The 25,115-nt window shown below is 65.6% G+C and carries 25 protein-coding genes and 1 tRNA gene; 14 read left to right on the top strand and 12 right to left on the bottom strand.

Going from position 1 to position 25,115, the window contains the following annotated elements:
- Positions 1-39 precede the first annotated feature (39 nt).
- The 5 genes from uxaC (at position 40) to N0B51_RS05545 (ending at position 6,830) form a co-directional block, all read left to right on the top strand.
- On the top strand, positions 40-1,440 hold the full coding sequence (gene uxaC, locus N0B51_RS05565) for a glucuronate isomerase (RefSeq protein ID WP_259961258.1): 1,401 nt from the start codon (positions 40-42) through the stop codon (positions 1,438-1,440).
- Positions 1,437-2,798, top strand: a complete 1,362-nt coding sequence (locus N0B51_RS05560) for a mannitol dehydrogenase family protein (RefSeq protein WP_259961257.1) — start codon at positions 1,437-1,439, stop codon at positions 2,796-2,798. Before uxaC ends, N0B51_RS05560 begins: the two co-directional genes overlap by 4 nt.
- 616 nt (positions 2,799-3,414) lie before the next feature.
- Positions 3,415-3,804, top strand: a complete 390-nt coding sequence (locus tag N0B51_RS05555) for an STAS domain-containing protein (RefSeq protein ID WP_259961256.1) — start codon at positions 3,415-3,417, stop codon at positions 3,802-3,804.
- A 58-nt stretch (positions 3,805-3,862) separates the two neighbouring features.
- Positions 3,863-4,789 carry an MBL fold metallo-hydrolase gene (locus N0B51_RS05550; RefSeq protein WP_259961255.1) on the top strand — a complete coding sequence of 309 codons (927 nt, stop codon included), beginning with the start codon at positions 3,863-3,865 and terminating at the stop codon, positions 4,787-4,789.
- The gene (locus tag N0B51_RS05545; protein WP_259961254.1) at positions 4,764-6,830 is read left to right on the top strand and encodes a CHASE2 domain-containing protein; all 2,067 of its coding nucleotides are present in this window, start codon (positions 4,764-4,766) and stop codon (positions 6,828-6,830) included. The genes N0B51_RS05550 and N0B51_RS05545 overlap by 26 nt, the downstream gene beginning before the upstream one ends.
- 6 nt (positions 6,831-6,836) lie before the next feature.
- Here N0B51_RS05545 and N0B51_RS05540 read toward each other — a convergent pair whose 3' ends face one another.
- Both N0B51_RS05540 and N0B51_RS05535 read right to left on the bottom strand, forming a co-directional pair.
- Positions 6,837-7,421, bottom strand: coding sequence for an OmpA family protein (locus N0B51_RS05540; RefSeq protein WP_259961253.1), 585 nt, complete (start codon positions 7,419-7,421; stop codon positions 6,837-6,839).
- Positions 7,421-7,861, bottom strand: a complete 441-nt coding sequence (locus N0B51_RS05535; RefSeq protein ID WP_259961252.1) for a FecR family protein — start codon at positions 7,859-7,861, stop codon at positions 7,421-7,423. Before N0B51_RS05535 ends, N0B51_RS05540 begins: the two co-directional genes overlap by 1 nt.
- Before the next feature lie 59 nt (positions 7,862-7,920).
- On the opposite strand from N0B51_RS05535, the gene N0B51_RS05530 reads away from it, so the two are divergent.
- Positions 7,921-8,340 (top strand): ATP-binding protein, encoded by a 420-nt coding sequence (locus tag N0B51_RS05530; protein ID WP_259961488.1) that lies wholly within the window; start codon positions 7,921-7,923, stop codon positions 8,338-8,340.
- Between the two features lie 54 nt (positions 8,341-8,394).
- On the opposite strand, the gene N0B51_RS05525 is transcribed toward N0B51_RS05530, so the two are convergent.
- Positions 8,395-8,859, bottom strand: a complete 465-nt coding sequence (locus N0B51_RS05525) for an ArsI/CadI family heavy metal resistance metalloenzyme (RefSeq protein ID WP_259961249.1) — start codon at positions 8,857-8,859, stop codon at positions 8,395-8,397.
- Positions 8,856-9,212 carry an ArsR/SmtB family transcription factor gene (locus tag N0B51_RS05520; RefSeq protein ID WP_375545932.1) on the bottom strand — a complete coding sequence of 119 codons (357 nt, stop codon included), beginning with the start codon at positions 9,210-9,212 and terminating at the stop codon, positions 8,856-8,858. The genes N0B51_RS05525 and N0B51_RS05520 overlap by 4 nt, the downstream gene beginning before the upstream one ends.
- A gap of 185 nt (positions 9,213-9,397) precedes the next feature.
- On the opposite strand from N0B51_RS05520, the gene N0B51_RS05515 reads away from it, so the two are divergent.
- From N0B51_RS05515 to N0B51_RS05500, 4 genes are read left to right on the top strand one after another with little or no spacing between them, the layout of a single operon-like run.
- Entirely contained in the window at positions 9,398-9,787 is a 390-nt protein-coding gene (locus N0B51_RS05515) for a response regulator transcription factor (RefSeq protein ID WP_259961247.1), read from the top strand.
- Positions 9,784-10,812, top strand: coding sequence for a YaiO family outer membrane beta-barrel protein (locus N0B51_RS05510; RefSeq protein WP_259961246.1), 1,029 nt, complete (start codon positions 9,784-9,786; stop codon positions 10,810-10,812). The genes N0B51_RS05515 and N0B51_RS05510 overlap by 4 nt, the downstream gene beginning before the upstream one ends.
- Positions 10,809-11,843, top strand: a complete 1,035-nt coding sequence (locus N0B51_RS05505; protein ID WP_259961244.1) for a HEAT repeat domain-containing protein — start codon at positions 10,809-10,811, stop codon at positions 11,841-11,843. The genes N0B51_RS05510 and N0B51_RS05505 overlap by 4 nt, the downstream gene beginning before the upstream one ends.
- Entirely contained in the window at positions 11,840-13,279 is a 1,440-nt protein-coding gene (locus N0B51_RS05500) for a glycosyltransferase family 2 protein (protein ID WP_259961243.1), read from the top strand. Before N0B51_RS05505 ends, N0B51_RS05500 begins: the two co-directional genes overlap by 4 nt.
- Here the strand turns inward: N0B51_RS05500 and N0B51_RS05495 are convergent.
- The 4 genes from N0B51_RS05495 to N0B51_RS05480 all read right to left on the bottom strand — a co-directional run bounded on the left by N0B51_RS05495 (position 13,276) and on the right by N0B51_RS05480 (position 18,118).
- On the bottom strand, positions 13,276-13,545 hold the full coding sequence (locus N0B51_RS05495; protein WP_259961242.1) for an Hpt domain-containing protein: 270 nt from the start codon (positions 13,543-13,545) through the stop codon (positions 13,276-13,278). The genes N0B51_RS05500 and N0B51_RS05495 overlap by 4 nt on opposite strands.
- Complete coding sequence (locus N0B51_RS05490; protein ID WP_259961241.1) at positions 13,542-13,904, bottom strand: response regulator; 363 nt, start codon at positions 13,902-13,904, stop codon at positions 13,542-13,544. The genes N0B51_RS05495 and N0B51_RS05490 overlap by 4 nt, the downstream gene beginning before the upstream one ends.
- Complete coding sequence (locus N0B51_RS05485; RefSeq protein WP_259961240.1) at positions 13,901-16,012, bottom strand: sensor histidine kinase; 2,112 nt, start codon at positions 16,010-16,012, stop codon at positions 13,901-13,903. The genes N0B51_RS05490 and N0B51_RS05485 overlap by 4 nt, the downstream gene beginning before the upstream one ends.
- Before the next feature lie 75 nt (positions 16,013-16,087).
- The gene (locus tag N0B51_RS05480; RefSeq protein WP_259961239.1) at positions 16,088-18,118 is read right to left on the bottom strand and encodes a TonB-dependent receptor; all 2,031 of its coding nucleotides are present in this window, start codon (positions 18,116-18,118) and stop codon (positions 16,088-16,090) included.
- A 258-nt stretch (positions 18,119-18,376) separates the two neighbouring features.
- On the opposite strand from N0B51_RS05480, the gene N0B51_RS05475 reads away from it, so the two are divergent.
- The 3 genes from N0B51_RS05475 (at position 18,377) to N0B51_RS05465 (ending at position 21,312) form a co-directional block, all read left to right on the top strand.
- A complete protein-coding gene (locus tag N0B51_RS05475; protein WP_259961238.1) occupies positions 18,377-20,053 on the top strand; it encodes an alpha/beta fold hydrolase in 1,677 nt (558 codons plus the stop codon).
- A gap of 90 nt (positions 20,054-20,143) precedes the next feature.
- Entirely contained in the window at positions 20,144-21,121 is a 978-nt protein-coding gene (locus N0B51_RS05470; protein ID WP_259961237.1) for an NAD(P)H-dependent flavin oxidoreductase, read from the top strand.
- Positions 21,122-21,240: 119 nt separating this feature from the next.
- A tRNA-Gln gene (locus N0B51_RS05465) sits at positions 21,241-21,312 on the top strand.
- Positions 21,313-21,434: 122 nt separating this feature from the next.
- On the opposite strand, the gene N0B51_RS05460 is transcribed toward N0B51_RS05465, so the two are convergent.
- Positions 21,435-21,863, bottom strand: coding sequence for a hypothetical protein (locus N0B51_RS05460; RefSeq protein WP_259961236.1), 429 nt, complete (start codon positions 21,861-21,863; stop codon positions 21,435-21,437).
- Positions 21,864-22,037: 174 nt separating this feature from the next.
- Here N0B51_RS05460 and N0B51_RS05455 point away from each other — a divergent pair, with 174 nt between their 5' ends.
- The gene (locus tag N0B51_RS05455) at positions 22,038-23,165 is read left to right on the top strand and encodes a hypothetical protein (protein WP_259961235.1); all 1,128 of its coding nucleotides are present in this window, start codon (positions 22,038-22,040) and stop codon (positions 23,163-23,165) included.
- Here N0B51_RS05455 and N0B51_RS05450 read toward each other — a convergent pair.
- The 3 genes from N0B51_RS05450 to N0B51_RS05440 form a co-directional block, all read right to left on the bottom strand.
- Positions 23,154-23,831: a recombinase family protein gene (locus N0B51_RS05450; protein ID WP_259961234.1), complete on the bottom strand. Its 678-nt coding sequence runs from the start codon at positions 23,829-23,831 to the stop codon at positions 23,154-23,156. The two genes, N0B51_RS05455 and N0B51_RS05450, sit on opposite strands and share 12 nt — an antisense overlap.
- 550 nt (positions 23,832-24,381) lie before the next feature.
- On the bottom strand, positions 24,382-24,744 hold the full coding sequence (locus tag N0B51_RS05445) for a hypothetical protein (RefSeq protein ID WP_259961233.1): 363 nt from the start codon (positions 24,742-24,744) through the stop codon (positions 24,382-24,384).
- 137 nt (positions 24,745-24,881) lie between these two features.
- Positions 24,882-25,106 (bottom strand): hypothetical protein, encoded by a 225-nt coding sequence (locus tag N0B51_RS05440; protein ID WP_259961232.1) that lies wholly within the window; start codon positions 25,104-25,106, stop codon positions 24,882-24,884.
- Positions 25,107-25,115: the final 9 nt, after the last annotated feature.

Below are 25,115 nucleotides of genomic sequence, written 5' to 3'. Positions count from 1 at the left end.
ACGATCGTCCGCTGCCGGTCCGCCTGTGAAGGATTAGCCATGCCTCGCCCGCTCAATCTGCATCCCGACCGGCTGTTCCCCGCCGAACCGGCAACCCGCGCGATCGCGCGCGAACTCTATCGCGAGGTGGCGGACCTGCCGATCATCAGTCCGCACGGGCACACCGATCCCGAATGGTTTGCCGTCAATGCCGCGTTCGGGAATGCCGCCGAATTGCTGCTCGTCCCCGATCATTACCTATTCCGGATGCTCTATTCGCGAGGTGTGCGGCTGGAGGATCTCGGCATCGGCGGGTATTCTGCCGACCCGCGCGCGGCCTGGCGCATCCTGGCCGAAAACTTTCACCTCTTCCGCGCCACGCCGAGCCGGATGTGGCTCGACTGGGTTTTCGCCGAGGCCTTCGGCATCGATGTCCGGCTGGACGGCGAGACCGCCGACTTCTATTTCGACACGATCACCGAGGCGCTTCAGCGCGCGGAGTTCCGTCCGCGCGCGCTGTTCGAACGTTTCGGCATCGAACTGCTGGCAACGACCGAAAGCCCGCTCGACACGCTCGAGCATCATCAAGAAATCCGCGAAAGCGGGTGGACCGGGAGGGTGATCACCGCCTACCGCCCGGACCCGGTCGTCGATCCCGATTTCGAAGGGTTCACCGGCAACCTCGCGCGGTTTTCCGAGCTGACGGGCGAGGACTGCTCGTCGTGGACCGGATACCTCGCGGCGCACCGCAAGCGCCGGGCGTTCTTCGCAACGATGGGCGCGACTTCAACCGATCACGGCCATCCCAGCGCCGCTACCGCCAACCTGTCATTCACGGAAGCCGAGGCCCTGTTCGACCGGGTCAAGAACGGCGATGCAAGCGCCGCGGACGCGGAGCTGTTCCGGGCCCAGATGCTCACTGAAATGGCCGGGATGAGCCTTGACGACGGGCTGGTGATGCAGATCCATCCGGGTTCGTTCCGCAACCACAATCGCCAGCTTTTCGATATGTTCGGCCGCGACAAGGGAGCGGATATCCCGACCCGCACCGATTACGTGACAGCGCTGCGCCCGCTGCTGGACAGGTACGGAAACGAGGCGAATCTCTCGATCATTCTCTTCACGCTCGACGAAAGCAGCTACGCGCGCGAACTCGCGCCGCTGGCGGGGCATTATCCCTGCCTCAAGCTGGGGCCGGCATGGTGGTTCCACGACAGCCCCGAAGGGATGCGCCGCTTTCGCCTGATGACGACCGAGACTGCAGGTTTCTATAACACCGTCGGCTTCAACGATGACACGCGGGCCTTCCTTTCGATCCCCGCCCGGCACGACGTCGCGCGACGCATCGATTGCGGTTTCCTTGCCCAGTTGGTGGCAGAGCATCGCATGGAAGATTGGGAAGCAGCGGAGACGGCCCGCGACCTCGCGTACAATCTCGTGAAGCGAGCCTACCGCCTGTGAGACTGAATTCCGAGACTGCCGCAGGTCTCTCGGCTGAGATCACACGAGGAAATTACGACCGCGACGAGCAGGCGATCGGGATCGTCCATTTCGGCATCGGTGCCTTTCATCGGGCGCATCAGGCCTGGTACACCGACCTCGCCCTGTCCGCGGGCGAGCGCGACTGGCTCATCTGCGGGGTATCGCTCCGTTCGACCGCGGTCGCGGACCAGCTTGATCCGCAAGACGGGTTGTTCACGCTGACCGAACGCAGCGGCGATTCTGCTTCTATCCGCTTGGTCGGCTCGGTCCGGGAGGTGCTCTTCGCGCCCCGGCAGTCGGACCGGGTGGTTGCCCGGATCGCCGACCCGGCCTGCCGCATCGTCTCTTTCACCGTCACCGAGAAAGGGTACGCGCGGGGGGAGGGCGACCGGCTCGATCCGTCCCGGGCAAGCGAGAGCTTCTATCCGCTTCTGGCTCGGGGACTGGCCGCGCGGCGTGCGGCGGATCTGCCGGGCGTGACCTTGCTGCCGTGCGACAACCTCGCCGACAACGGCGGCGTGTTAGCAGGCCTGGTGCGCCAGTGGCTGGAAGCGGAGGACCCCGCCTTGCGCGAATGGTTCGACCGTGAATGCCGCGTGCCCTCGACAATGGTCGACCGCATCGTGCCGCGAAGCGGACCGGAAGACCTGGAAGATCTGGAGGCCAGGATCGGTCTGCACGACGCCGGGGCCGTCTTCACCGAACGATTCAGTCAGTGGGTGATCGAGGATGATTTCGCCGGTCCCCGGCCGGCGTGGGAATGCCACGGCGTCCAGATGGTCGATGATGTGGCGCCATACGAGACCGCCAAGCTGCGTATGCTCAACGGCGCGCATTCGCTCCTTGCCTACTGCGGGCTTCGCGCGGGTCACGATTTCATCCACGAAGCGGTGGCCGATCCCGAGTTGCGCCACTTGGCCGAGCGGCTCATGCGCCGCGAGGCAATGCCGACGATCCCGGCGACTGCGGGCCAGGATCTGGGCACGTATGCCGACGAGCTGATCGCCCGCTTTGCCGATCCGACTCTACGCCACCGTCTCGCGCAGATCGCGATGGACGGCACGCAGAAGATACCGCAACGCTGGCTCGACACCGCTCGCGCATTGTCCGGCACGGGGATCAATAGCCGGGCGATCGCGAGGGGGTTCGACGCGTGGCTGTGGCATCTTGCCGACGGACGTTTCGTCGACGACCCCTTCGGACAGGAACTGGTCAGCCTGATGGCGGCGGGCGGCCGGGAGGCGGTAATCGCTAGATGCTTCGAGGGAGCAGAGGGGATCCCTCCACTATGGGCGGGTTATCGTGATATCGCATGGATATTTCGAAAGCCGCGATAGAGAAGGTCGGGGGATCCAGCCGAAGCGCGATTCTACGGTTTTCTCATCTCGAACCGGTCTTTCGACATCCGGCCCAGTTCCTCCTCGTCCGCTATGCGCCCCATCCTAGCCTCTCCGGACGTCACCTCACTACCCCGCAAGCGGCTGGGAATTGCTGCTGTGATCTCTTGAGCGCGGTGCTGCTTCCTCGAAGGACTTGGCGGATTTGGATTCACGGCGATTGCGATTCAAGATGTTAGCCGAGAAAGAAACTTCTTTATCGGAGCGCATGGTCTTGCCCTCACCGAGCGTGGAATTTCCGACGACGCATCCGGAAATTCCCTGTTCCAATTCTAGGGAATTACGCGCGCAGAATGGCGGTTTTCTGCGCTTCCGGGTCGCTGCATCAGCAGATGCAAGACGCTAATTTCGCAAAGTTCCCTGTAAATTCCCGTGGATCTGGGAATTTGAAGGGGAGAGCGGTTCGCAGCTGACCACCTCCTCCGCCAGCCACCCGCCCTACGCTCTTGCAGTCACGCAAGTGTCTCGCGGCTCGAGGCTGGCGATAGCCGGCGCGGTGAGATCCTCATCGCGGGGGGCGAGCGCCCCGGCTGCCTGCGGGCCGCTGGCACCGATCATGACGCCGACTTGGAAAATATGCCGGAGGGCGCTAGCCAGAGGCATGGGTAGTGGTGAAATTGCCTGGGCGTTCGAAGAGCGCGGCAACGCTTCACTCGTCGCGCCCGCTGGACGGGTCGATGAGGCGACGGCTGCGGAGTTTGCCGAACGCCTGAGTAAATTTGCGGAAACGTGCCGGGACACGATGATACTCGATCTCGAAGGGATCGCTTACATGTCCTCGCGCGGACTGCGGGCACTCACCCTGGCGCAGCGTCGCGCCAGTGAGTGCGGGACGACGATCGTGCTCGCCCGCCCTAATCCGACGATGCGCGAGATACTGGCGATCAGCCGATATGATCGGATTTTCACCGTCACCGAAACAATCGAGGCGGCGCAGGACGACTGAACCCTTACGGGAGGGGGCTATGCATATTCGGTTCTGGGGAACGCGGGGATCTCTCCCGGTGGCGCCGCACGCCTCGACCATTGCCGAAAAGGTTTCCCGCGCACTCTTCGCCGCCAACGGCAGGTCCTTCGCCAGCGAGGCCGCCGCGCGCGCCTTTGTCGAGGGGGAACTCGAATTTGCCGTCGGAAAGACCTACGGCGGGGCCACGAGCTGCGTCGAGATCGACCTCGGCGCTGGCCCTTTCGTTATCTGCGACATGGGATCCGGGCTGCGCGAGTTCGGCCTCGACAGCCTGCGCCGCTGCAACGCCGAGGGCAGGCCGCAAGAGTATCACTTCTTCCTGTCCCACCTGCACTGGGACCATATCATGGGCTTCCCGTTCTTCGTGCCGGCCTTCCTGGCAGGTGCGAAGATCGTGATCCACGCCGGCCATGCCGATGCCGAGGAGGCCCTGCGCCGCCAGCAGGAGGAGATTTCTTTTCCCGTCCCATTCGACTGGCTCAAGGCCGACATTGCGTTTCGCACCCTGGAAACCGGCCGCGAATATCGCATCGGCAGGTTGGACGTGTCGCTGATAGAGCAGCATCATTCGCATTCGAGCTACGGCTATCGCTTTCGCGACGATCGGGGAAAGGTGGCGGTCTATTCGACCGACAGCGAGCACAAGATCGACCTCATGCACGGCGAAGCCGACGTGGTGGGCTTTTTCGAAGCGGCCGACCTGGTGGTCTGCGACACGATGTATTCGCTGGCGGACACCGTTTCGATGAAGGAGGACTGGGGGCACTCGTCGAATATCGTCGCCGTCGATCTGTGCCACGCGGCGCGCGCGCAAAGGCTGGCCCTGTTCCACCACGAACCGACCTACAGCGATGCCGACATCCAGCGGATGTACCGCGAAACGATCCGCTACGAGGAACTGACTCGCGACGACGCCCCTCTCGAGGTCATCTGTGCTCATGATGGCCTCTGCATCGAAGTCTGACATCCGCTCTCGCCACACCGTCGGTACGGCGGTCCTGCTCGGAGGTCTGCTGGGAGCGATCCTCGGTCTTCTGGCTGGCGACCTTCCGCGCCGGACGCTCACCGATATCTGGCAGCGGAGCGCCCCGCGCGCGATCGGGACCGAGAATGTCGCGGTCGTTCTGATCGACAGCTCCAGCATCGGCGAGATCGGATCGTGGCCGTGGTCGCGCTACTACGTCGCGCGGCTGACCGGGGAAATTGCCCGGCAGCGCCCCGTCGCCATCGGCATCGACATCATCTTTGCCGAGCCCGATGCGCTCAGCCCGCGGGTCTTCAGCTCGCTCTATCCGGAACTGGAACGGGCGACCGTGGAGGAACTCAACCGGCTGCCGACCGCGGACGACGAGTTGGCTTCGGTCTTCGGCGCCGCGCCGGTCCTGCTGGCCCGTCTGGGTGTGCAGGGGGAAGGCACGGATCCCGCGCAGCTGATGGTCGACCCGGCCGTCCAGGGGCAGCCGCCGACCGGCACGTTGCGATCGCCCCAAGCTCTCACCAGCATTCCGCAGCTCGACGACGTGGCGCTTGCGCACGGCTTCATCAACGGCCCTCCGGACGAAGACGGGGTCGTCCGGAGGATTCCTCTCAGCATCATGGTCGACGATCGACCGATGCCGGGGATGGCGGTCGAACTGGCGCGGCTGGCCGCCGGGGCTCCGCACTTGGCCTGGCAGGGCGGAGCGATGCAACTCGGCGCGATGCGCCTGCCCGTGGACGACAGCGGCAGCCTTCCCTTGCGCTTCGGGGCATTTCCCCCCGACGCAGTCCATTCGGCAGTGGACGTGATCACCGGCCAGGTCCCCCCCGACGCCTTTGCCGGCAAGGTAGTTCTGGTCGGCCTCGGGGCAGAAGGTGCGGTCGACATCGTCGCCACGCCATTGGCTTCGGAGACGTTCGGCGTCTACGTCCAGGCGCAGGCGGTGGATGCCATCCTCGAGGGCGATTGGCTGTCCCGCCCTTCCTGGACCCTGTGGCTGGAAGCCGCGGCCGGGCTTTTCCTGTTGCTGCTTGTCCTGATTGCCGGGGAGACGCGGCGCTATCGCCTGCTTGGCGCCGCCTTGCTCGTCGCATTGGCCATTCCGCTGGTGTCCTGGCTGTCTTTCGTAGAAGCCAACGTCGTGTTCGATCCGATCCGTCCGGTCCTCATCGGCCTTTGCGGAGCGGTTGCGCTGTGGGTGACGCTCCATGCACTTGCACGCAGCGAGCGGGCCCGGCTCGCAGCGGCGCTTGTCGAGGAGCGGGTGGCGAGCGCGGAAAAAGAGGGCGAGCTCAATGCGGCGCGGCGGATCCAGCAGGGCATGGTCCCGGGCCCTGAAAAGCTGGCCGACCTCGATCCGAGGGTGGGCGTGGGGGCGATCCTGGAGTCCGCGAGATCGGTCGGCGGTGATTTCTACGAAGCCGTCATGATCGACGCAGACCGGCTGTTGTTCCTGGTCGGGGACGTCACCGGCAAGGGCGTGCCGGCGGCCCTGTTCATGGCGCTTTCGAAGGCCCTGTCGGCAAGTTTCCTGAGTCGGGGTGGGGACGATCTGGGGGCCGCCGCTGCCGCGCTCAATCGCGACCTGATGACCCAGGCCGACGAGGAAATGGGCCTGACCATGATCCTCGGCACGCTCGACTGTAACAGTGGTACGTTGGCCCTGGTCAATGCCGGGCACGAAAATCCGCTGGTGGTTCGCGCCGATGGAGAGGTGGAGGTACTGGAGATGGTCGGCGGGCCGCCCTTCTGCGTGATGGATTTTCCCTATGCCGAGGAATCCTTCGCTCTGCTGGAGAAGGATACTCTCGTTCTGATCACCGACGGGGCAACCGAGGCCGAGAACGACCGGCAGACGATGTACGGCATCGATGGTGTCATCGCCGCCCTCAGGGACGAAGGCGATATGCCCGCCGCTGAGCGCGCGACGGACCTTGCGGCGCGCGTACGCGCGTTCGAGGGAGATACCGAGCCGAGTGACGACCTTACGATCTTCACCCTGCGCTATCGCGGCCGGACCTCGTGAGGCCGGTCACCGGATGATGACGTCGACCCTGCGATAGCTCTCGTCGGCAACATTGTCGCCCAGCGCGGCCCTGGCTTCGTATTCGCCGCGGCCGACTGCGTCTTCGTCGGCAATTTCGAAGCCGGAATCGCGCAGCTCCTGCGTGATCGCCAGCGCGCGTTGCCGGGAGAGTTCGTTGTTGCTTTCCTCGGTACCGGTTGAATCGGTAAAACCGGCCACTTCGATCTGCGCGCCGGGACGACGGGCAAGCTCCGTCCGAATCTTCTCGAGAACCTGCATCTGGTCGCCGGGAATGCGTGCGCCGGCATTGGGAAAGGTGATCGTGAAGCTGGCCGGCGGCAAGGGCAGGCTGTCCATGAGAGGACCGATCGCAGCATCGAGCTTGTCGACGGTGCGAACCCGTGCGGTTTCGCTTCCGAGCAGGGCCTGCATTCTGGGCGCATCGAGCACGGTTTCGGTGCCATCCTTGCCCAGCACCGCGATGGCGCCGACAGGATGGCCCGCCTCGCCCTCGAGCAGGGTGACCCGATCCGTGGTCGCGCAAGCGCCCAAGGCCAGCACGAGCGCGGCGGTGGCTATGCGGCGCACCATTACTTGACCTCGACTACGAACCGGGTGCCCCGCACGCCCAACGTCGAGGTGGGTGTGCGGACGCGCATGGCGTCCTGGCGCGAGCGGGCAATGTTCCCCGACACCACGCCGAGAGAGCCGCGGTTGACTCGCGTCACGAACGATCCGGTCTGCCGCGCCCGGTCGTAGGTGAACTCGTCGAGTGCCACTTCGGTGCCTGGCCCCAGTGCGGCGCGGGAATTGTCGAGGAAGGTGATCCCGACCCTGCCGTTCCTGCCGGTCGAGATCACGTCGCCCTGTTCGAGTTTCACGCCGGATGCGGCGGTGATGGGCCGGCCATCGCGGATGATCTTGACCTCGCCCACGAGGCTTCGGACGCGTCCGATCTCGGCCCATGCCGGCTGCGAAAACACGCACGTCGCAATCGCTGCCATGGCGGAAATGATGATGCGCTTCGTCATGTTGCCACTCCCCACCCGCGACAGCGATGCTACCATACCGGATGCCTTACGTGAAAGAGATGTTGGCAGACCTTGCGGAGGGCGAAGATCCGGGCGCGGTGATCGCCGCCGCATTGGCCGCCGCGAGCGACTTCGCGCAGGACTCCGCGCTCGGCGAGGATTCCCGGGCCAGATTCATGGTCGTCGTCGAGGAACTGATCGCCAATAGCGCGCGGCATGGGCGCGTCGGCGGTGCGCTTTCGGTCGGGCTGGTGATCCGCACTCAGGGCGAGGGATCGATCGAAGTCGTCCTCGAGGACGATGGCCCGGCCTTCGACCCGACCGCCCGGACCGCATTCTCAGGCCCCGACCCGGAGACCGGGGGCGGTGTCGGCCTCGAACTCGTCAAGGCCTGGGCGAAGGAGATCCGGTACGAGCGCGGGGGCGGGCGTAACCGTATTCACGTCGTGCTGGACAGGGCCCTCGGGTCGCCCGCCTGACCTTTCGCAAACCCGGCGTCTGCCCGAACGATCAGAACCCGGCCGACCGAAGGATTACCCGCAGCAAGCGATCTGGGGCGCCTTGTCCGGCTGACAGCACGCCGATTTTGCCTGGTGGGCAGCGATCGCCGTGAGGTTTGGACTGTCGCCGTACAAGGTCGCCTCTCCATTGGTGAGGAAGGCTTCCCACGCCACGCCCTGCGGATCGGCGATCCAGCTCTTCCGGGACTTAGCATAGCAGCAGGTCGTCGCGCCTTCCTCGAGCACCGGGCGGTCCGCTCGCTTCAGCCGGGAATAGACCTCCCCCAGTTCGGCTTCGCTCTCGACCTGGATGCCAAGGTGCTCGACGCCCTTGTGAGCGTTGCTGGCGGAGATGGCGAAATTGACGTGCGGATCGTCGAGCATCCACTTCGCATAGTCCGCCTTCACCGCCGTCGGCTCGGCGTCGAACAAGGTGGTGTAGAACCGGATCGAGCGGGCGAGATCGTGGACACCGAGGTGAACGTGCAGGCGCTTCATGTGGTAAGTCCCTTCCGTAAAGCTGGGGCGCTGACGTCGCCGTCTGCCGCCGGCGCGCAAGCTGCGGCTTCGCAACAGTTTTCCATGAGAAAGCCGACGAGCGCGTCCATCCTCGCATAGTCGGCCGTGTAGATCAGCGACCGGCCCTGCCGTTTCTGCCCGACCAGGCCGGCCCGGTTGAGGTGGGCAAGGTGGAACGAGAGCGACGAGTTCGGAATGCCGAGCCGTTCGGCGATGGCGCCCGCGGGCAGCCCCGCTTTGCCCGCCTGAACGAGCAGGCGAAAGATCGCCAGCCGGTTCTCGTGCGCGAGGGACGCCAGGGCGTCGACCGCAGATGACGACTTCATTTCCATGATCATCGAAATAAGCTCTCTGGCGTATACGTCAAGCGATAATTCGATAAGTCTCGAAATATGATCGTAAGCTGGGGATCGGGTCTGCCGTGCTCCTCGGGGATCGGCACCAGCCCGGCGACAGGTAGTCTCCCGGGGGGAGAATTATCCGGTTCTTAACCACGCTGGCCGCAACTGGATGCGCCATGTCAAACGCAGCGCCCGCAACCGTTCTGATCGCCGACGACGAGCCGCTTCTAACCGAGCTGCTCGTGTTCCGGCTGTCGGCCCGCGGGTACGAAACGGTGGTCGCGCGCGACGGGCGCGAGGCGCTCGCCAAACTCGACGACGCGAACCCGCAGGCGGTGGTGCTCGACATGATGATGCCGGTCCACGACGGCCTCGAGGTATTGCGCAGGATGCGGGCGAGCGAGCGGCATGCCGCCACCCCCGTCATCATGCTGAGCGCCCGGCGCGGCGAGGCCGACGTGATTGGTGCGCTTGAACTCGGCGCGAACGACTATCTTGTGAAACCCTTTCTGCCGGAAGAGCTGCTCGTGCGCCTCGCGCGCCTGCTCGCCGGAAGCCAGGCATGACGGCGCGCCTGTTTACGCGGGCGCTGCTTGCGGCGCTGGCGCTTTGGACCGCAACCGCGGCCGCCGCCGCTTCGGACCGCAACGAATACGAGACTGCGGTCGCGGCGCGGCTCGACGGACGGCCGGAAGATGCGCGGGTGCTGCTTGAGCAATGGCTGGCCGAGAACCCCGGCGACCTCGACGCCCGGCTGCAACTTGCCCTGGCCGATCTGGCGCTGGGACGGCTCGATGCAGCGGAAGCCGGTTTTCGGGCGGTCCTGCGGACGGCGCCCTCGTACGCCGATGCCGCGGCCGGGCTCGAGCAGGTACGCACGCGCCGCCTCGCCTCTGGCGATGCGGGCGAGGGCGCAAGCATGACGATCGAAGGCGCGGCGAGCGTGCTCACAGACGGTGCGGCAGACTGGAGCGAGGCCGCGCTCGACATCGCGCTTCCGGTCGGGTCCGCAACCGCCGGCGGTCGTCTGAGCCATTATCGGCGCTTCGGTCTTGCCGATGTGGAGATGGAACTGCGGGCGGGATTTCACCCGACCCGCGACCTGTGGCTGCGCGCGCATGCCGGGGGTACCCCGAAAGCAGACTTCCGGCCGCAATTCGGCATCGGCGGCGGGTTCGACCTGCGCCTTGCCGACGACAGGTCCACCGTGCTCACGCTCGATGGCGCTTTCCAGCGATACCCGCTGCAGGACGTGGTGACGATCAATCCCGGGGTCGTGCGATATCTCGCGGCGGGGCATACCTGGATTACGGCACGCGGCATCGGCGTGGTAACGGACGGCGGCCCCCTGAGAGCAGGCGCGTTGCTGCGGTTCGATCACGAGCCGCGGAGCCGCTGGCGCATCTACGCTGGCGCGGCGAACGGACCGGATGTCGATCTCGGCGTTGTCAGCCGCACCAGCGCGCTTTTCGGCGGCATCGGGGCACCGCTCGGTGCCCGGTTTTCGGTCGGCGGATCGCTCTCCCGCGAATGGCGGGCGGGGGCAAGCGAACGCACCGAGTTCCGGCTCGCGCTCAAGGCCCGGCTATGACCGGGAAGCTTGTCTTCCTGTGGGAGTTCTCCCTGCTCTTGTCGGCGGTCGCCCTGCTGGCAATCTCTGCCTTGCTGCTGGCCAGGGTAGCGAGGGACCGGCTGGAGCGGCGCCGCGAAGACATCCGGCTGCGGTTGCTTCCTTCGATGCTGCGCGGCCAGCCAGCCGAGGTCGAGCGGTCGCGGCTGTTTCGCAGGGTTGCGGCCGACCTCACCGTGGAACTTGCCGAGCTTGTTCGGGGCAACGACCGCGAGGGTTTCATCGCCGCAGCGACGCAGGCCGGGGCGGGCAAGGAACTGGCCAGGCGGCTTCGCTCGCGCGCGTCGCAGGACCGCCTCATCGCGGCCGAGGCGCTGGCGATGTTCCCGCAATACGAGGGGACCGTGTCGAAGGTCGCGCTAGGCGACAAGAATGCCGACGTGCGGCTGGGCGCGGCCCTGGCCCTGGCGCACGAAGGCCGGGCGCCGCCGGTCGGCGAGCTGGTCCGACGTCTCGGCATCGGATCGACCGAACGGTCGCTGCTCGTCGTTTCGCTCATGCGCGACCTTGCGCGCAGCGATCCCCATGCCGTCGCCGCGCTGCTCTATGATTTCGAGATACCCGACGCAGCCAAGCTGGCGGCCACCGACGCGCTGGCAGACAGCGCCGCGGTCGATCATGCCCCGCTGATTGCATGGATGGCAGAAGCGTCGGAAGAGGAAGGCGATCTCCGTCCCCGCATCTTGCGGGCGCTCGGCAAGGTCGGGCATCCCTCAGCCCACGAGGCCATCCTGGCGGGGCTCGACAGCGAATCCTGGCCGGTGCGAACGACGGCGGCGGAAGCTGCCGGTCGCGCGGCGCTGGTCACTGCGGTACCGCGCCTTTCCGAACTTCTGGACGACGGGCAGTGGTGGGTGCGCTTCCGCGCCGGTGAGGCACTGATGCGGCTGGGTTCTGCCGGCCGCGCGGCGCTTCGCAAGGCGGCTTCGGATGGTCGCCCGGCCGCCCGCGCGGCGGCAACGACGATCATGGCCGAGCAGGGGGCAACATGATCGCCTCACCCCATTGGGCGCAGGACTGGATGATCGGTGCTGCGGAAACGATTGCGCTGGTCGTGATCGTTACCGGTCTGCTGCAGGTCGGCTTCTATGTCGTCCAGCTCGGCTATGCCGCCTTCGCGCTATCGAACCGGCCGCCCGTCCCGCGGGGAGCGACGCTCTGGCGCCGGTATTCGGGCGAAGCCCCGCCGATCACCGTGCTCGCGCCGGCCTTCAACGAGGAGCTGACGGTGGTCGAAAGCGTGCGCTCGCTGCTCGCGCTCGAATATCCCGACTTCGAAATCCTGCTGATCAACGACGGGTCGAAGGATGGCACCCTCGACAGGCTCGTTGCCGCGTTCGGCCTGACGCGGGTCGAACGGTTCGTCGACGACGCGCTGTCGCACGCCCGAATCCGCGCGTTCTACGCCAACCCGGCGCAGCCGCGCCTTCTCGTCATCGACAAGGACAACGGCGGCAAGGCCGACGCACTGAACGCGGGAATCAACGCCTGCCGCACGTCGCTGTTCTGCGCGATCGATGCCGATTCCATTCTCGAACCCGATGCACTGCTGCGCGTCGTCCGGCCGTTCATCGACGATCCCGACCTGACGATCGCCGCCGGGGGAACCATCCGGATAGCCAACGGCTGCACGATCGATTCGGGGCGCGTCGTCGATATCCGTCTGCCGCGCAACTTTCTCGCGCTGGTGCAGATCATGGAGTACCTGCGGGCGTTCCTGATGGCCCGGCTGGCGCTGGGCAAGATGCAGGTGCTGACCGTCATTTCGGGGGCCTTCGGGCTGTTCAACCGGCAGCGCGTGGTCGAAGTGGGCGGGTACAGCCACGCGACCGTCGGCGAAGACATGGAACTCGTCGTCAAGCTCCACCGCCATATGCGCGACCAGAAAAAGCCGTACCGCATCGAGTTCATCGCCGAGCCGGTCTGCTGGACCGAGTGCCCGGAGGACCTGGCGGTCCTCGGCCGCCAGCGCAGCCGCTGGCAGCGCGGCGCGCTCGAATGCTTCGCGAAGCACCGGGCGATGTGCCTAAATCCGCGATACGGGCGGATCGGCATGATCGGTTTCGGGCAGATCCTGCTGGTGGACGTGATCGGCCCGCTCGTCGAGGTGCTGGGGTACCTGCTCGTGCCGTTGCTCTATGGCCTCGGCTTGCTCGCATTGCCGTGGCTGCTGGCGTTCCTGTCGGTAACCGTCACGTTCGGCATTTTCGTGAGCGTTGCGACGCTCATCCTCGAGGAAATCCAGTTGCGCCGCTTTCCGCGGGCGGGTGCCATTCCGATCCTCGCCGCGATCGCGGTGATCGAGAACTTCGGCTATCGCCAGTTGTCGAACGTGTGGCGCATCCAGGGATGGTGGCAGTTCCTGCGCAAGCAGCAGGGCTGGGGGACGATGACCCGCAAGGGCTTCGCGACCGCGCCGACCGGCTAGACCGCGCCGAGCAGGTCCATAAGAACCGCCGCGGGTTCGGTCGGGTCGCGTTCCTCGTCGATCGCCTGTTCCACCGCAAAGGCGGCTTCGCTGATCGCGGGGTACCCGAACATCCCGGCGTTCCCTGCGAGCCTGTGGGCGAGCGTGGCGAGAGCAGGGAGGTCACCTTCGTCCAGCGCGGCGCGCAGCGCGGTGCGCCTTTCGGGCGCCTGGGCGGCGAAACGCCGGCCCAGTTCAGCAAGCTTTGCCTGGACGATGTCGTTCACAGGAACGCGCGCACCTGGGCTGCCAGGGTGATCGGGTCGAACGGCTTGGCGATCACCCCGATCGCGTCGAGCGTTCGGAAGTTCTGGATTTCGCTCCGCTGAGCGCGGGCGGTGACGAACACCACCGGTATGGCAGCGGTAAGGGGGTCGCTGCGCAACCGGTCTAGCACTTCGGGCCCGTCCATACCCGGCATCATGACGTCGAGCAGGATGAGGCTGGGCCGCCAGTCGTTCGCCAGTTCGATCGCCTGCGGGCCGCTTTCCGCGGTGCGGACCTCGAAGTGCGGGTCGAGCGAAAGCGACAATTCGGCAATCTCGCGAATGTCGGGTTCGTCGTCGACGTACAGGATGCGGGTCATGCGGCCTTCCGGTCCGCGCGCGCGACGAGCGCCATGGTCGTTTCGACGAGCGTCTCGACGGCGTTACGGCTCTTGATCAGCACCGCGTCGACATCATCCGCTTTGCCGATATCGTCAAGCGCGGTGAACACGATGATCGGGAGATCGGGGGCCGAAGCGCGCAGCCCCGGGATGAGGTCGAGCCCATTGTCAGGTGGGACCACGACGTCGACGATTACCCCGGAAAGGTCACGGCCGCCGATTTCCTGGCGGGCGTCGGCGAGCGAACTCACCGAGATGACCGATGCCTTGCCCGAAAAGGCGCTGGCCACGACCGCGAGGCAGTCCGCGTCGTCGTCGAGATGCAGCAGGAGGGGCAGGCCGGTATCGGGCTTGTCCGCGTTGCAGACGTCTTCGCATTCCGCCAGCGGCAACTCGACCGCGAACACCGTGCCCCCGCCTTCCCGATCGGCGAACCCCAGCGAACCGGCGTGGGACACCGCGATTTCCCTGGCGATCGCGAGCCCGAGCCCGGTGCCCCCGCGCCGCCGGCTGTCCGATCCATCGGCCATCGCGAATTTCCCGAAAATGCGGTCGCGGAAGTCTTCCGGGATGCCGTCGCCGCGATCGCGAACCTCGATGCGCGCGCGTCCCCCTGCCGTCTCCAGCGCAATGTGAACGGTTTCGCCCGCCGGTGAGTGCTTGACGGCGTTGGACACGAGGTTGGTCAGAAGCTGCTCCAGTCTGTCCGGGTCGCCCATCACCGCAACGGGCCAGGGCGGCATCGAAAGCTCGATCGCCACCGCGTGCGCGTCTCCGAATGCGCGATTGGCCTGTGCGGTCCGCTGGAGCAGCGGCGCCAGCGACATCCGCCGAAGATCGAACTGCATCTTGCCCGATTCGATCTTCTCGATGTCGAGGATGTCGTTGATCAAGCGGATCAGCCGCTCGCAGTTGCTGTGTGCGATGGAAACGAGCCGGGCGACCTTCTCTTCCAGCGGGCCGGCCGCGCCGGCAGCCAGCAGGCCCAGCGATCCGCCGATCGAGGTCAGCGGCGTGCGCAGCTCGTGGCTGACGGTGGAGACGAACTCCGTCTTCATGCCCTCGATGCGCTTGCGCTCGGTCACGTCGCGGATGACGGCCACGAAGGTCACTTCGTCCCCATCGCCTACCCGGCTGATCGAGACATCCGCTGCGAGGGTCGAACGATCAGCCCGCCGGCCGATGAATTCCTGCTGCTGGCCCGATCCCTCCGCGCCCGCCGATCCGACATGGCGAAGCCAGGCAATGCTTTCGTCGAGGGGAGGGGGGGATGCCATCAGCGACGTGTTGTGCATCCCGATGAGTTCGGAATTCGCGAAACCGAAAAGCCGGGTCATGCTCGGGTTGGCTTCGCGGATGTACCCTTCGTCATCGAGGACCACCATTCCGTCCACCGCACCGTCGAAGATCGCGCGGTTGCGCGCGCTGAGGCCGCGTACGCGGTCGAGCGCAGCCTGCCGCAGATGAAGCATCCGCCAGATCGTGAATGAGAGGACAACCAAAAGCGCCGCGAGGCTGGCAAGCGCGCCGTTGATGAGCCGTTCGGCTCGTTCGCGGTTCCTGTCCCGGGCATCCGCCAGTACCGCCAGCCGGGCCTCTTCGGCGTGGTCGAGGCGCTGGATATCCGTCCGGATGATATCCATCAGGCGCTTGCCCTCGCCATCGGCGATCAGCATCCTCGCGGCCTCGATGCGCCCTTTTGCGACGAGGTCGATGGTCTGCTCGGCAAACGCGATCTTGCGTCGCGACAAATCCTCGATCCGATCGAGTTCGGGAGCCGACCGGCCCGCCGGGCCGTCCTGGGCAAATCGCTGGGCGATGCGCGCCCGCGCTTCCACGAAAGGCGCGAGGAAGCGTGGATCCCGCGAGACGACGTAGCCTCGCTGGCCGGCTTCGACTTCCTGGAGGTCCGACAGCAGCTTGAGCAGGTCCTGTCGCGCGTCGGTCGACTGTTCGACCGATGCACGCAGAGCGCGGTTCTCTTCAAATTCGCCCCTGATTTGCATGACGACCAGCAACATGCTGGTTGGAACCGCGACGAGCACGAGCAGCGCGAACGCGCGTCCGAGAGCCTGGCGCCTTTTCATCGGGTCGCGATACCACGAACTTATGACCGAGTTATCAATCGCCCGGCGGATCAGCGAGGCGGGGCGCCAAGCACCCTAGAGCGCGATTTCGAGCCCTGCCCAGACCGTGCGCGGTGCCCCCAGGTCGATCGAGCCGCCCTGGTTTCGGGTAACGATCGCCGAGTCGGCCAGGTTCTCGCCGCGCACGATGAAGGCGATGCGCCGGTCGACCGGCACGCGGGCGAATGCATCGACCGTTGTGGCGCCCGTCAGCCGGTCGGTCTCGAGATCGTCCTCGAACTGCGCCCCGACGTGCCGCAGGGTGAGCGCCAGCAGAGTGCGTTCCGACGGCCGCCAGGCCAGCGTTCCCCCGGCAAACAGGCGCGGGGTCTGGGCCGGGCGGTTGCCATCAAGCGCGGCCGCTGCCCCGCTGCCGCGCGCCTGCGCGCGGGTGTAGGCCAGCGCGCCGTCGAAACGGATGGGTCCGATCGTCAGCCCCGCGTTCGCCTCGATGCCACGGGCCTCGATCGCGTCGATGTTCCGGCGCTGCCGCAAGTTCGGTCCGATCGTCACGTTGGCGATCGCGCGCTCGACGGTGTTGTCGAACGCGGTGAACGACAGGTCGATGTTCGCGGCCGGGCTGAAGTCGATCCCGGCTTCAAACCCCTTCAGGCGCTCGGGACGCAGCCCCGCATTGGCCTGGGTGGTCACCGGAAAGACGGTGAAGGGCCGGTAGAGCTCGTTGAGCGTCGGAAGCCGTAATCCGGTGTAGGCAGCCGCCCGTAGCCGCAAGCCGGCTCCTGCGCGAAGCACCGCCCCGGCACGCAGGCTGGTCTGCCAGCCGGCGCGATCGGGGTATCTCTCCTCGACGAGGGTCATCCCCGCGCTATTCCGCGCGCGGTAAAAGCCGTCCCGGATCGTGTAGCGATCCGCCCGCAGCCCGCCGGTCAGGGTCACGCTGCCGACGCTGAGGTCGTTCTCTGCAAAGAAGCCGAGGTCAGTGTTCGCCCCCCCCGCATCGCGGCGCTGCGTCACCGTCCCGGTCCCGGCATTGATCGCGTCTTCGTAAAGCTGCCCGCTCGCCTTGCGGTAATCCATTCCGATCCGCAGCACGTTCGAATCGCCGGTCGGCGGCCGGACCTCTAGCTTGCCGCCAAGGCCGGTGGCAGGGGTATTGCGCTGGTCGAGGACGGGGCGAAAGCTGGTCGAGCTGACGACGACGTTCGTGAAGTTGCGCGCCTGGATGTAGGCAAGGCCGTCGAACTGCCACGACCCGCGGCCCACCACGCGGACGGACGCGTCCTGGCCTGCGGTCGACGAATCAGCCCCGTCGAAGCGCAAGGTCCGCTCGTCGCGATAGGCCAGCGCGCGCGCCTGCAATTCGACGTTCGGGCCAAGCGGAGCCACGCCGCGGGCCTGGATCGACCAGGCGTCGTAAGCCGCGCGTGCCGTCGCAGGGACCTGCTGGCTGGCCGGCGTGGTCACGAACCCGTCGCCGCGGTCCCACCGCCCGGACAGGACCGCAAAGCCCGCACCCAGCCGGGGCGCCATCGCAATGCTCGTTTCGGTTTCTCCGCGATCGTTGACCAGCGCCTGGCCACCGAGCGGACCGAGGGTCTGCGCGTCGGCGCTGGACAGTTCGATGGTCCCCGCCAGCGCACCCGCGCCGAACGGACCCGACCCCCCGCCGCGGGTGACCCTCGCGCTGGCGAGGCGCTCGGGCGCGATGGCGCTGAACGGTATGTAGCCGAAGAACGGATCGCTCATCGGAACCCCGTCGAGCAGCAATTGCGCCCGGCTGGTGGCGTTGCCGCCGAGGGCGCGGAGCGTCACGCCCTGTGCGCTGGGATTGCTGGAACGACTGTCGGAGCGGCGAAACTGCTGGAATCCGGCAACCGCTGCAAGGGCGTCCTCGATGCGGCCGGACCCGGTCGCGACAAGCCTTTCGCGGTCGAGAACCTGCGTGTCGTATGCCGGGGTGGCGGGCGTGTCGGGAAGGCCGTTGCCGGTCACCACGATCGCCGGCGCCTCATCATCCTGCGGCTCGGCGGAAAGCGGCGCGGGCAGGGCGGCGGCGATACCGGCGGCAGCGACATGGATCAGGATCGTCAAGGTACGGTCTGCCACCGGTGTGTGTGCCTTCCTCGGGATCGGAATCGAGCGGCGGTCGCCTGTCGAAGGTAGCCGCCAAAGTCCGCGTGCATAGGGGTGCGAGCAGCTCCGGCCAAGGGCGCACGTTGCAGGCAGCGGTTCCTGCCGATTGCCCGTTGACCAGTCCCCCGCCCCGCCGACCGGCAGCAAAGGCGGAACGTCGATCGCTTCCCGGGAAAATCGAAGCCATCCATATACTTGCCCGGACTTCGATTTTGTCGCACCAGTTCGCCGATGGGGGTCGGGGAATTTCACATCACGGCGATCCTGCCGGGGCCGCGTGCAGTCGTGCTCGGTTCCTCGGAGGACGCAGCGCACTTGTCTCCCTGGCACTGCGAGGAACTGCTCGACCTGCTCGGGCCAGGCCGGTGTTGCCGCCTGTTGCCGAGGCACTGGGGTGACGGCTGGCCGGGGCGGGGAAACCTTTTCCTGGTCGCCGGAAAGGCACTGGGGGACGGGTGGGCGAGCGCGTGCGGCGTCGCGTCGGATCATCCGCTCCCGCTGGCGCTGGTTCTCCGGTTTGCCGAGCCCGCGTGGGAAGTGGCGATGGGCCGCGTCGCCGAAGGCTACGGGCTGTCGACGGTGGAAACCGCGCTTGCGAAGGCGCTGGCCGAGTACGGCGACTTCGAGAGGGCGACCGCGGCGGCCCGGCTCGGCAAGGTTCCCGCGCGCAATGCGGTCATGCGGCTTCGCGCCAAGTTCGGCACCCGCAATCTCGCCGAAACGGTCGAGCACCTCCTGATGATCATGTTCGGGCCGCGGTCCACCGACTTCAAGCCGGTCGACGAGACGGTCGCCGACATACTCCAGATCGGACCGCGCCACCTGTCGGTCGCCCGCGCGATCGCCGGCGGCACCCCGCGCAAGGGCATCGCCCGTGCGAGCGGGATGTCTCTCGCGACGGTGAAGGCTCTTCTTGCCGACATTTACGAGCGGCTCGATGTCGCATCGGCGGCCGAAGTCAGCTGCGTGCTCGCACAGGCATCCAACGTTGCCGAATCTTTCCTCGACCGGCCCGACGGCGCGCTCGACCCCGTTCCCGCGCTTCGCCATGCCGAAGTGACTGTCGAGGGCGGCCGGAAAGTAGCCTATTCCGTCTTCGGCGACAGGGGTGCGCCGGCCGTCGTCCTGCTTCACAGCTCGATCTGCTGCCGCCATCCCCCGACCCGCTTCGTGCGCCGGCTCAACCGTCAGGGCTGGCAGGTGCTCGTCGTCGACAGGCCCGGTTTCGGCGGGACCAGCGAGGCACCATCGCAGGACGTCGATGCCCATTTCGCCGAAGCTGCGCGCGATCTTGCCGCGGTGATGGACGCGGAAGGCATCGACAGGATCACCCTGGTGAGCCGGGGGACGGGACAGGGCGCGTTCTTCTTCACCGACCACCTGGGGGCGCGCGTCGAGCGTGCGATCCTGTTCAACCCGACCCCTCCGATTCAGCAGTCGCCGGTCGACCGCGGGCCGCTCGGCGCGCTCAAGCGCCGCTATGCGCGAAGCCCCAATTCCATCCGCCTGCTCATCGGGCTGTTCCTGCGCTACGCGACCCCGGAACGGATCGTCGTCGGGATGCGCCGGTCCTTCGCGGAAAGCGAACCGGACCTGAAGGCGCTCGACGATCCGCGCGTCGCGGAGGATTATCTCCTTGCCGTGGCGCCCCTGCGCGGCAACCTCGCGGGCTACATCGTCGAGAACGTCTCCTGGGCCAAGGGCTGGGAACCGCACCCGAAGGGACGGACCGATCACTACACGCTGGTGTTCGGGCGGCATTTCGTGCTCCACGATCCGCAGATCTCGCGCCGCTATTTCACCCGGCTCCTCCCCCGGGCCGATTGCCACGTCATCGTGTCGGCGGGACAGATGATCCTCTACTCGCATCCGGAAGAGGCGGCGGCCTGCGTCGGAAGTCCGGCGTAACCGCCCGCCGCCGGCGGCAATTCGCTTGCCCTGCCGCGCCCATCGCGTAAGGTTGACGCAAACGTAAAGCGAGCAGGCAGGGAGCGGGCGATGGCGTTCAGGACGCGGATCACGGAAATGTTCGGAGTGGAGACGCCGATCCTCATGGGCGGGATGACCGGCGTGGGATACGGCGAACTGGTTGCCGCGGTCGCGGAAGCCGGCGCGCTCGGCTTCATTACCGCGCACATGTTCCCCAGCGGCGCCGCGCTGAAGGAGGAGATCGACAAGGTCCGCGGCCTGACCGACAAGCCGTTCGGCGTGAACCTCACGCTTCTGCCCTCGATCAATCCCATCCCCTATGACGAATACCGCGAGGCGATCATCGAGAGCGGCCTCAAGATCGTCGAGACGGCCGGCCGCGCGCCGACCGATCACCTGCCCGCCTTCAAGGAAGCGGGGGTCAAGGTGATCCACAAGTGCACCAGCGTGCGCCATTCGGAAAGCGCGGTGCGCAAGGGTGTCGACGTCATCAGCATCGACGGTTTCGAATGCGCCGGTCACCCGGGCGAGGACGACGTCGGCCTGGTGGTGCTGCTTCCGGCGACGGTCGACGCGCTGCCCGACACGCCGATCGTCGCCAGCGGCGGCATGGCCGACGGCCGCAGCCTCGTCGCGGCGCTGGCGCTGGGGGCCGATGCGGTGAACATGGGCACGCGGTTCTGCGCGACGCAGGAAGCCGCGATCCACCCCAACGTGAAGCGGCAGATCGTCGAGAATACCGAACTCGACACCGTCCTGGTGGGTCGGCCGTTCCGCAACACGGCGCGCGTGGCCCGCAACGCGGTGTCCGAAGAAGTCGCCGCGATCCAGCGCAATCCCGACACCACCTTCGAAGAAGTGAAGCACCTCATGGCCGGCGCGCGCGGGCGCGAACTGGTCTATGCCAAGGGCGACATGGACGGCGGCATCTGGTCGAGCGGGCAGAGCCAGGCGCTTGTGCACGACATTCCGACCTGCAAGGAGCTTGTCACCAACATCATGGCCCAGGCCGAAGCGGTGCGCGCGCGCCTCGATTCTCTAGGCTGATCGGGGCTGCCTGACTGGTCTGGCCGCTCCGTGCGCGCCAGCGACCGGCTGTCCGACCTTCGGAAACCGAAGCGGGTCTTTCCTTCAGCCGCGAGGCCGCTATAGGGGCGCCTCGCTGCTGGGGCGTCGCCAAGTGGTAAGGCACCGGTTTTTGGTACCGGCATTCGCAGGTTCGAATCCTGCCGCCCCAGCCCGTTTCTAATTTCTACGGTTTTTCAACATATTAATCGTCATACGGCGATTAGTGTGGGCCCGATTTGTGGGCCCGGTTCGTGGTCCCCTATCGTGCACACTAATGCCGTGGATTCGGTAATCATCCGAACAGTCGCTTAAGGAATCCGGGTTTGGGTTTAGGTGACGGGGATTCCAGCACGTCCGACCCGTCGCGTGCGAGCTGATAAAAATCGTCTCGCTCCATCCGACCCGCTGCGATTTCCCGCTCGAGTATTCGAAGCATCTCTGCGGGCTCGACTAGCTCGTTGGCGCCCATTGCTTCCGCCAAGACGAGCGCACGTTTGTCGGCAAGCAGAGCGTTTCGCAGTGCCTGGCTGTCGTTCCCGCAAGTCTCTTGATAGCGGATCGCGAGTCCAATCACAGCGTCCAACGAAGCCAAGAGAGCGGTCCGACCCTCCTCATCGTTGATCTCATTAAAGAGGTCTACAATCCGCTTTCGAGCCTCCAATGGGTCGATCGTCTCTGCACTTTTCAGACCTTGAATTAGGGCCTCGACACGAGTGTCCATCGTAAAGCTCTCCGCTAAGCGTTCGCATGGCAGTCTAAACCGACGGGTTAGCACCGAGGTGCAACAGCACAAGTTGGTTGTCGGAGATGCAATCACGCGCCAAACGTGGCGGCACATGGTGTACGAAGAAATAGATGGGGGGCTTCTATGAACTTAGGCTCAGCGTTGGAAGTGATGGGGCTCGCGGTCGATTTGGACTCTCGCCTCGAAGTCTCGGCGTCACTACAAGCGATTATCAATGCCCTTGGAGTTTTGTCAGCGAACCCTGCGGATGCCAGCGCACAATCCAGCGTACGCAGTGCCTTCGATCAGCTCGGAAACCGTATGATCGATGTAGCCGACGAACTCACAGAAGCAGATGCGCAGCGTTTGGCTGAGCTTGGGGCGGCCGAGTTGTTCCGGCCAGACCTCTATGAAAGCCTCGCGGATCATTTCGGCGCCAATGTCGGAACTCCCGCAGTTTCTCAATCCCACGTCCAAACGGTGTATGAACGACGACAGGAAATATTGAGAGGCTTCCAGACTGTTATTGGGGTCGCTCAAGATCGCGAGTGGGACGTTGATGCAGCATCCGGCATTGAGGGGGATGCGGAGATTGGTTTCACGGTTCCCCGCGCCATCTTCGCCAACAATCTGAGGGGCCTGACGAAGGAACTCGAGTGGATAAATCGTTTCCTCTCGACAGTGGCCGAAGCTGCAACTGGTGAACACGATGATTTCGAAGTGTCACGCCTGTCTACAAGCGACCCGACGGTGTTCGTTGTTACCGGCTGCGGGCTCGCTTTGACCGTTGGGCGCTTGATCAAGTGGGGCGTAGAGACGTGGAAGACTGTCGAAGAAATCCGCAAGCTAAGGGCCGAGACGGCGAAACTTAAGGCCTTCAGCCCAGAAGAGGTCGATGCCATCTTCGGCGAAAAGATTCGTGTGCAGGTTGTCAAGGAGATAGAAGACCAAGCGGCTCGTCTGACCCAAGATGTACGGAATGAAGGCCGTCGTAATGAACTGACGACAGGGCTGGGCAAGCTGCTCGACCAGTTCCTTCAAAGAATTGAGCGGGGGATGACTGTAGAGATTCGACTGCTTCAGCACAGCGAACCCGGTGAGCTACCAGCGGAGGAAACTGAAGAGCAGCGCGATCTCCAGGTAATTGCTGCTGAGTTAAAGTTTCCTAACGCGAGCGACGCGCCTGTCCTCCGTCTAACCGGCGGTGCAGCTGAACTGAACGGCAACGCTCAGCGACCTGTAAAGGCAAAAAGAAAAAAGCAGGGCCCCAAGGGCCCGCAGACAACCTCAGCCACCTAGACGTCGCAGTAGGTTTCGAACCGAAGAAGGATGCCAAGAGCCGCCACGGGCTGTCACGATGCCCCTTGTGTTCAATTCCTTGGCGATGGCGGCGAGAGAGGTTGCTCCGCTGGCGCGGACGTCGGTAATCGTCTCCGCGTAATCCGCCGCGCGGCTTGCAGCGTTTGCGCGCACTGCATCTATGGCCGCCGTTGTGCCCTTAGCCGCCCTGCGGATTGCTGCCGCGCCATTCGGATTGCCCAGCTTTACTCCACGCGCCTTGGCGGCCGCTAGGGCTGCCTTGGTTCGATCAGACGCAAGCTTGCGCTCCCGCTGGGCGACGGCCGCGAGGATGTGAATCGTGAACTCGTCTGCCTCCGGCATATCAGCAGCGGTGAACTTCGTTCCGCTGTCCTGCAGGGCAGCAAGGAAGGCCACGTTGCGTGAAAGGCGATCCAGCTTGGCAATCACTAAGCGGGCCCCCGTAACCTTGGCGCGCTTCATTGCGGCTGCGAGCTGGGGACGGTCATCGCGTTTGCCGCTCTCCACCTCGGTAAACTCAGCGACGATGTCCCAACCCCGCTGCTGGCATAGGGCAGACACGGCCTGACGCTGGGCCTCCAGCCCTAGGCCAGAGCGCCCCTGCTCTTCAGTCGACACGCGGTAATAGGCGACAACTCGGCACATCACTCTTGCCCCTTCAAATCCATCTGACGTTCGTTAGGCGGATTTGTAAGGACGGAGATCGGGCCCGTCGACCCGCCTGATATTCTCTTCACCGTTATTTTGACTCGCTTGGACTCAGGCGCAGCCTTGCGGTGTTTCGACGCCCTCGGGACCAAGGGACCGTGGGAGCCCGCGCCACGTAATGAGGGGCAGGTGCCGCCGCCAGGACGGCTTCCCTGCCGCGTGGGCTAGGGGGCTTTTTCGGCGGCGGCACTGTGTCGGTGGCCGGGCGCCCCATGGGGGGAGCCCGCGCCTGTCGTGTGCGCTAACCCGCTTCGGATTTTTGCGCCAAAACCAACGGTTTGCAATTAAAGCCGACCCGGGGGTGAGCCCCTATTGGTATGGAGGCATCTCAGGCCCCCCGTAAGCTGGTCCACGTAGAGCTCAGCCTTTCCTTCGCTGCGACCGAATGAACGCCTCGACGGTGTCCACCGGGGCAATGTGGGCGAACCGAGCGAAGGCGTCCCGGCGCTCAGGGGGCAGCTGGGCCGCGTAGGAGGCGATGGGGAACCTAGGCGATTTCATGGCTAGGACCGCTCCTTGTCTGAGGCTTGCGCGTGGCCCGCTTGGGTTTCTTGGCTTGCGCCTCCCGCCGCATGATCCACCGGGCGAACCCGTCCATCGGCGCAAAGAGACGCTCCTCTTCGGGTGTGGCGGGCCGCCGCACCGCAGCGCGTTCCTGAATCCCCGTCATTAGCTCTTCGATCAGCTCTCTCATGGGCGCTGTCCGCTCGTGCGACGTGCGGGCGCAGGATCGGCAGGGCGAATAGAGCTTGCCGTTCCGAGGGCGGAATGACGCGAGAGGCAGCGCCTGCTCGCAGACGAAGCAATACTTCTCTCCCGGCTGGACCGGGATGGGTGGGGTCTTGCTCATTGAGGTGTGACTCCGTGCAGCGTTAAGGCACCAAATTAGGTTGTGTGACGCCGATATGAGGGCCGAAGGTATGTCCATGGCTGCGTCTCAGCATTCGGCGCTGTGTGGCTGAAAATAGCAGCGTAAGGCCGCCACGATCAGGCCTCCAGCTTCGCTCGCACTGCCGCAATCTTGGCAGGGCAGATGCGGCCGCCGTTCATGCAGTCTCGCGGGACGGGGCGCACCTCATGCAGCGAGCAGTTGGCACTGCAGCAAGCGGCGACCTGTTCGCGCCACGTGCCGCGCTGGTACGGGTCATAGATGCACTCGCGACACTTCGCGTTGACGGCGCTGCGGAGAGGAACTCGGGTGTTGGTGGTCATGGAATGGGA

The organism is Tsuneonella litorea (genome assembly GCF_025154015.1).
Taxonomy (GTDB): domain Bacteria; phylum Pseudomonadota; class Alphaproteobacteria; order Sphingomonadales; family Sphingomonadaceae; genus Tsuneonella; species Tsuneonella litorea.
The sequence above is the reverse complement of the archived record's forward strand: the minus strand, read 5'-3'. Positions and strand labels throughout refer to the sequence as shown.

Bases quoted from the DNA above. Each gene is read 5' to 3' on its own strand.
- uxaC (WP_259961258.1), top strand. From the start codon at position 40: ATGCCTCGCCCGCTCAATCTGCATCCCGACCGGCTGTTCCCCGCCGAA.
- N0B51_RS05555 (WP_259961256.1), top strand. From the start codon at position 3,415: ATGACGCCGACTTGGAAAATATGCCGGAGGGCGCTAGCCAGAGGCATG.
- N0B51_RS05545 (WP_259961254.1), top strand. From the start codon at position 4,764: ATGATGGCCTCTGCATCGAAGTCTGACATCCGCTCTCGCCACACCGTC.
- N0B51_RS05540 (WP_259961253.1), bottom strand. From the start codon at position 7,421: ATGGTGCGCCGCATAGCCACCGCCGCGCTCGTGCTGGCCTTGGGCGCT.
- N0B51_RS05535 (WP_259961252.1), bottom strand. From the start codon at position 7,861: ATGACGAAGCGCATCATCATTTCCGCCATGGCAGCGATTGCGACGTGC.
- N0B51_RS05530 (WP_259961488.1), top strand. From the start codon at position 7,921: ATGTTGGCAGACCTTGCGGAGGGCGAAGATCCGGGCGCGGTGATCGCC.
- N0B51_RS05525 (WP_259961249.1), bottom strand. From the start codon at position 8,859: ATGAAGCGCCTGCACGTTCACCTCGGTGTCCACGATCTCGCCCGCTCG.
- N0B51_RS05520 (WP_375545932.1), bottom strand. From the start codon at position 9,212: ATGGAAATGAAGTCGTCATCTGCGGTCGACGCCCTGGCGTCCCTCGCG.
- N0B51_RS05515 (WP_259961247.1), top strand. From the start codon at position 9,398: ATGTCAAACGCAGCGCCCGCAACCGTTCTGATCGCCGACGACGAGCCG.
- N0B51_RS05510 (WP_259961246.1), top strand. From the start codon at position 9,784: ATGACGGCGCGCCTGTTTACGCGGGCGCTGCTTGCGGCGCTGGCGCTT.
- N0B51_RS05505 (WP_259961244.1), top strand. From the start codon at position 10,809: ATGACCGGGAAGCTTGTCTTCCTGTGGGAGTTCTCCCTGCTCTTGTCG.
- N0B51_RS05500 (WP_259961243.1), top strand. From the start codon at position 11,840: ATGATCGCCTCACCCCATTGGGCGCAGGACTGGATGATCGGTGCTGCG.
- N0B51_RS05490 (WP_259961241.1), bottom strand. From the start codon at position 13,904: ATGACCCGCATCCTGTACGTCGACGACGAACCCGACATTCGCGAGATT.
- N0B51_RS05485 (WP_259961240.1), bottom strand. From the start codon at position 16,012: ATGAAAAGGCGCCAGGCTCTCGGACGCGCGTTCGCGCTGCTCGTGCTC.
- N0B51_RS05475 (WP_259961238.1), top strand. From the start codon at position 18,377: ATGGGGGTCGGGGAATTTCACATCACGGCGATCCTGCCGGGGCCGCGT.
- N0B51_RS05470 (WP_259961237.1), top strand. From the start codon at position 20,144: ATGGCGTTCAGGACGCGGATCACGGAAATGTTCGGAGTGGAGACGCCG.
- N0B51_RS05460 (WP_259961236.1), bottom strand. From the start codon at position 21,863: ATGGACACTCGTGTCGAGGCCCTAATTCAAGGTCTGAAAAGTGCAGAG.
- N0B51_RS05455 (WP_259961235.1), top strand. From the start codon at position 22,038: ATGGGGCTCGCGGTCGATTTGGACTCTCGCCTCGAAGTCTCGGCGTCA.
- N0B51_RS05450 (WP_259961234.1), bottom strand. From the start codon at position 23,831: ATGTGCCGAGTTGTCGCCTATTACCGCGTGTCGACTGAAGAGCAGGGG.
- N0B51_RS05445 (WP_259961233.1), bottom strand. From the start codon at position 24,744: ATGAGCAAGACCCCACCCATCCCGGTCCAGCCGGGAGAGAAGTATTGC.
- N0B51_RS05440 (WP_259961232.1), bottom strand. From the start codon at position 25,106: ATGACCACCAACACCCGAGTTCCTCTCCGCAGCGCCGTCAACGCGAAG.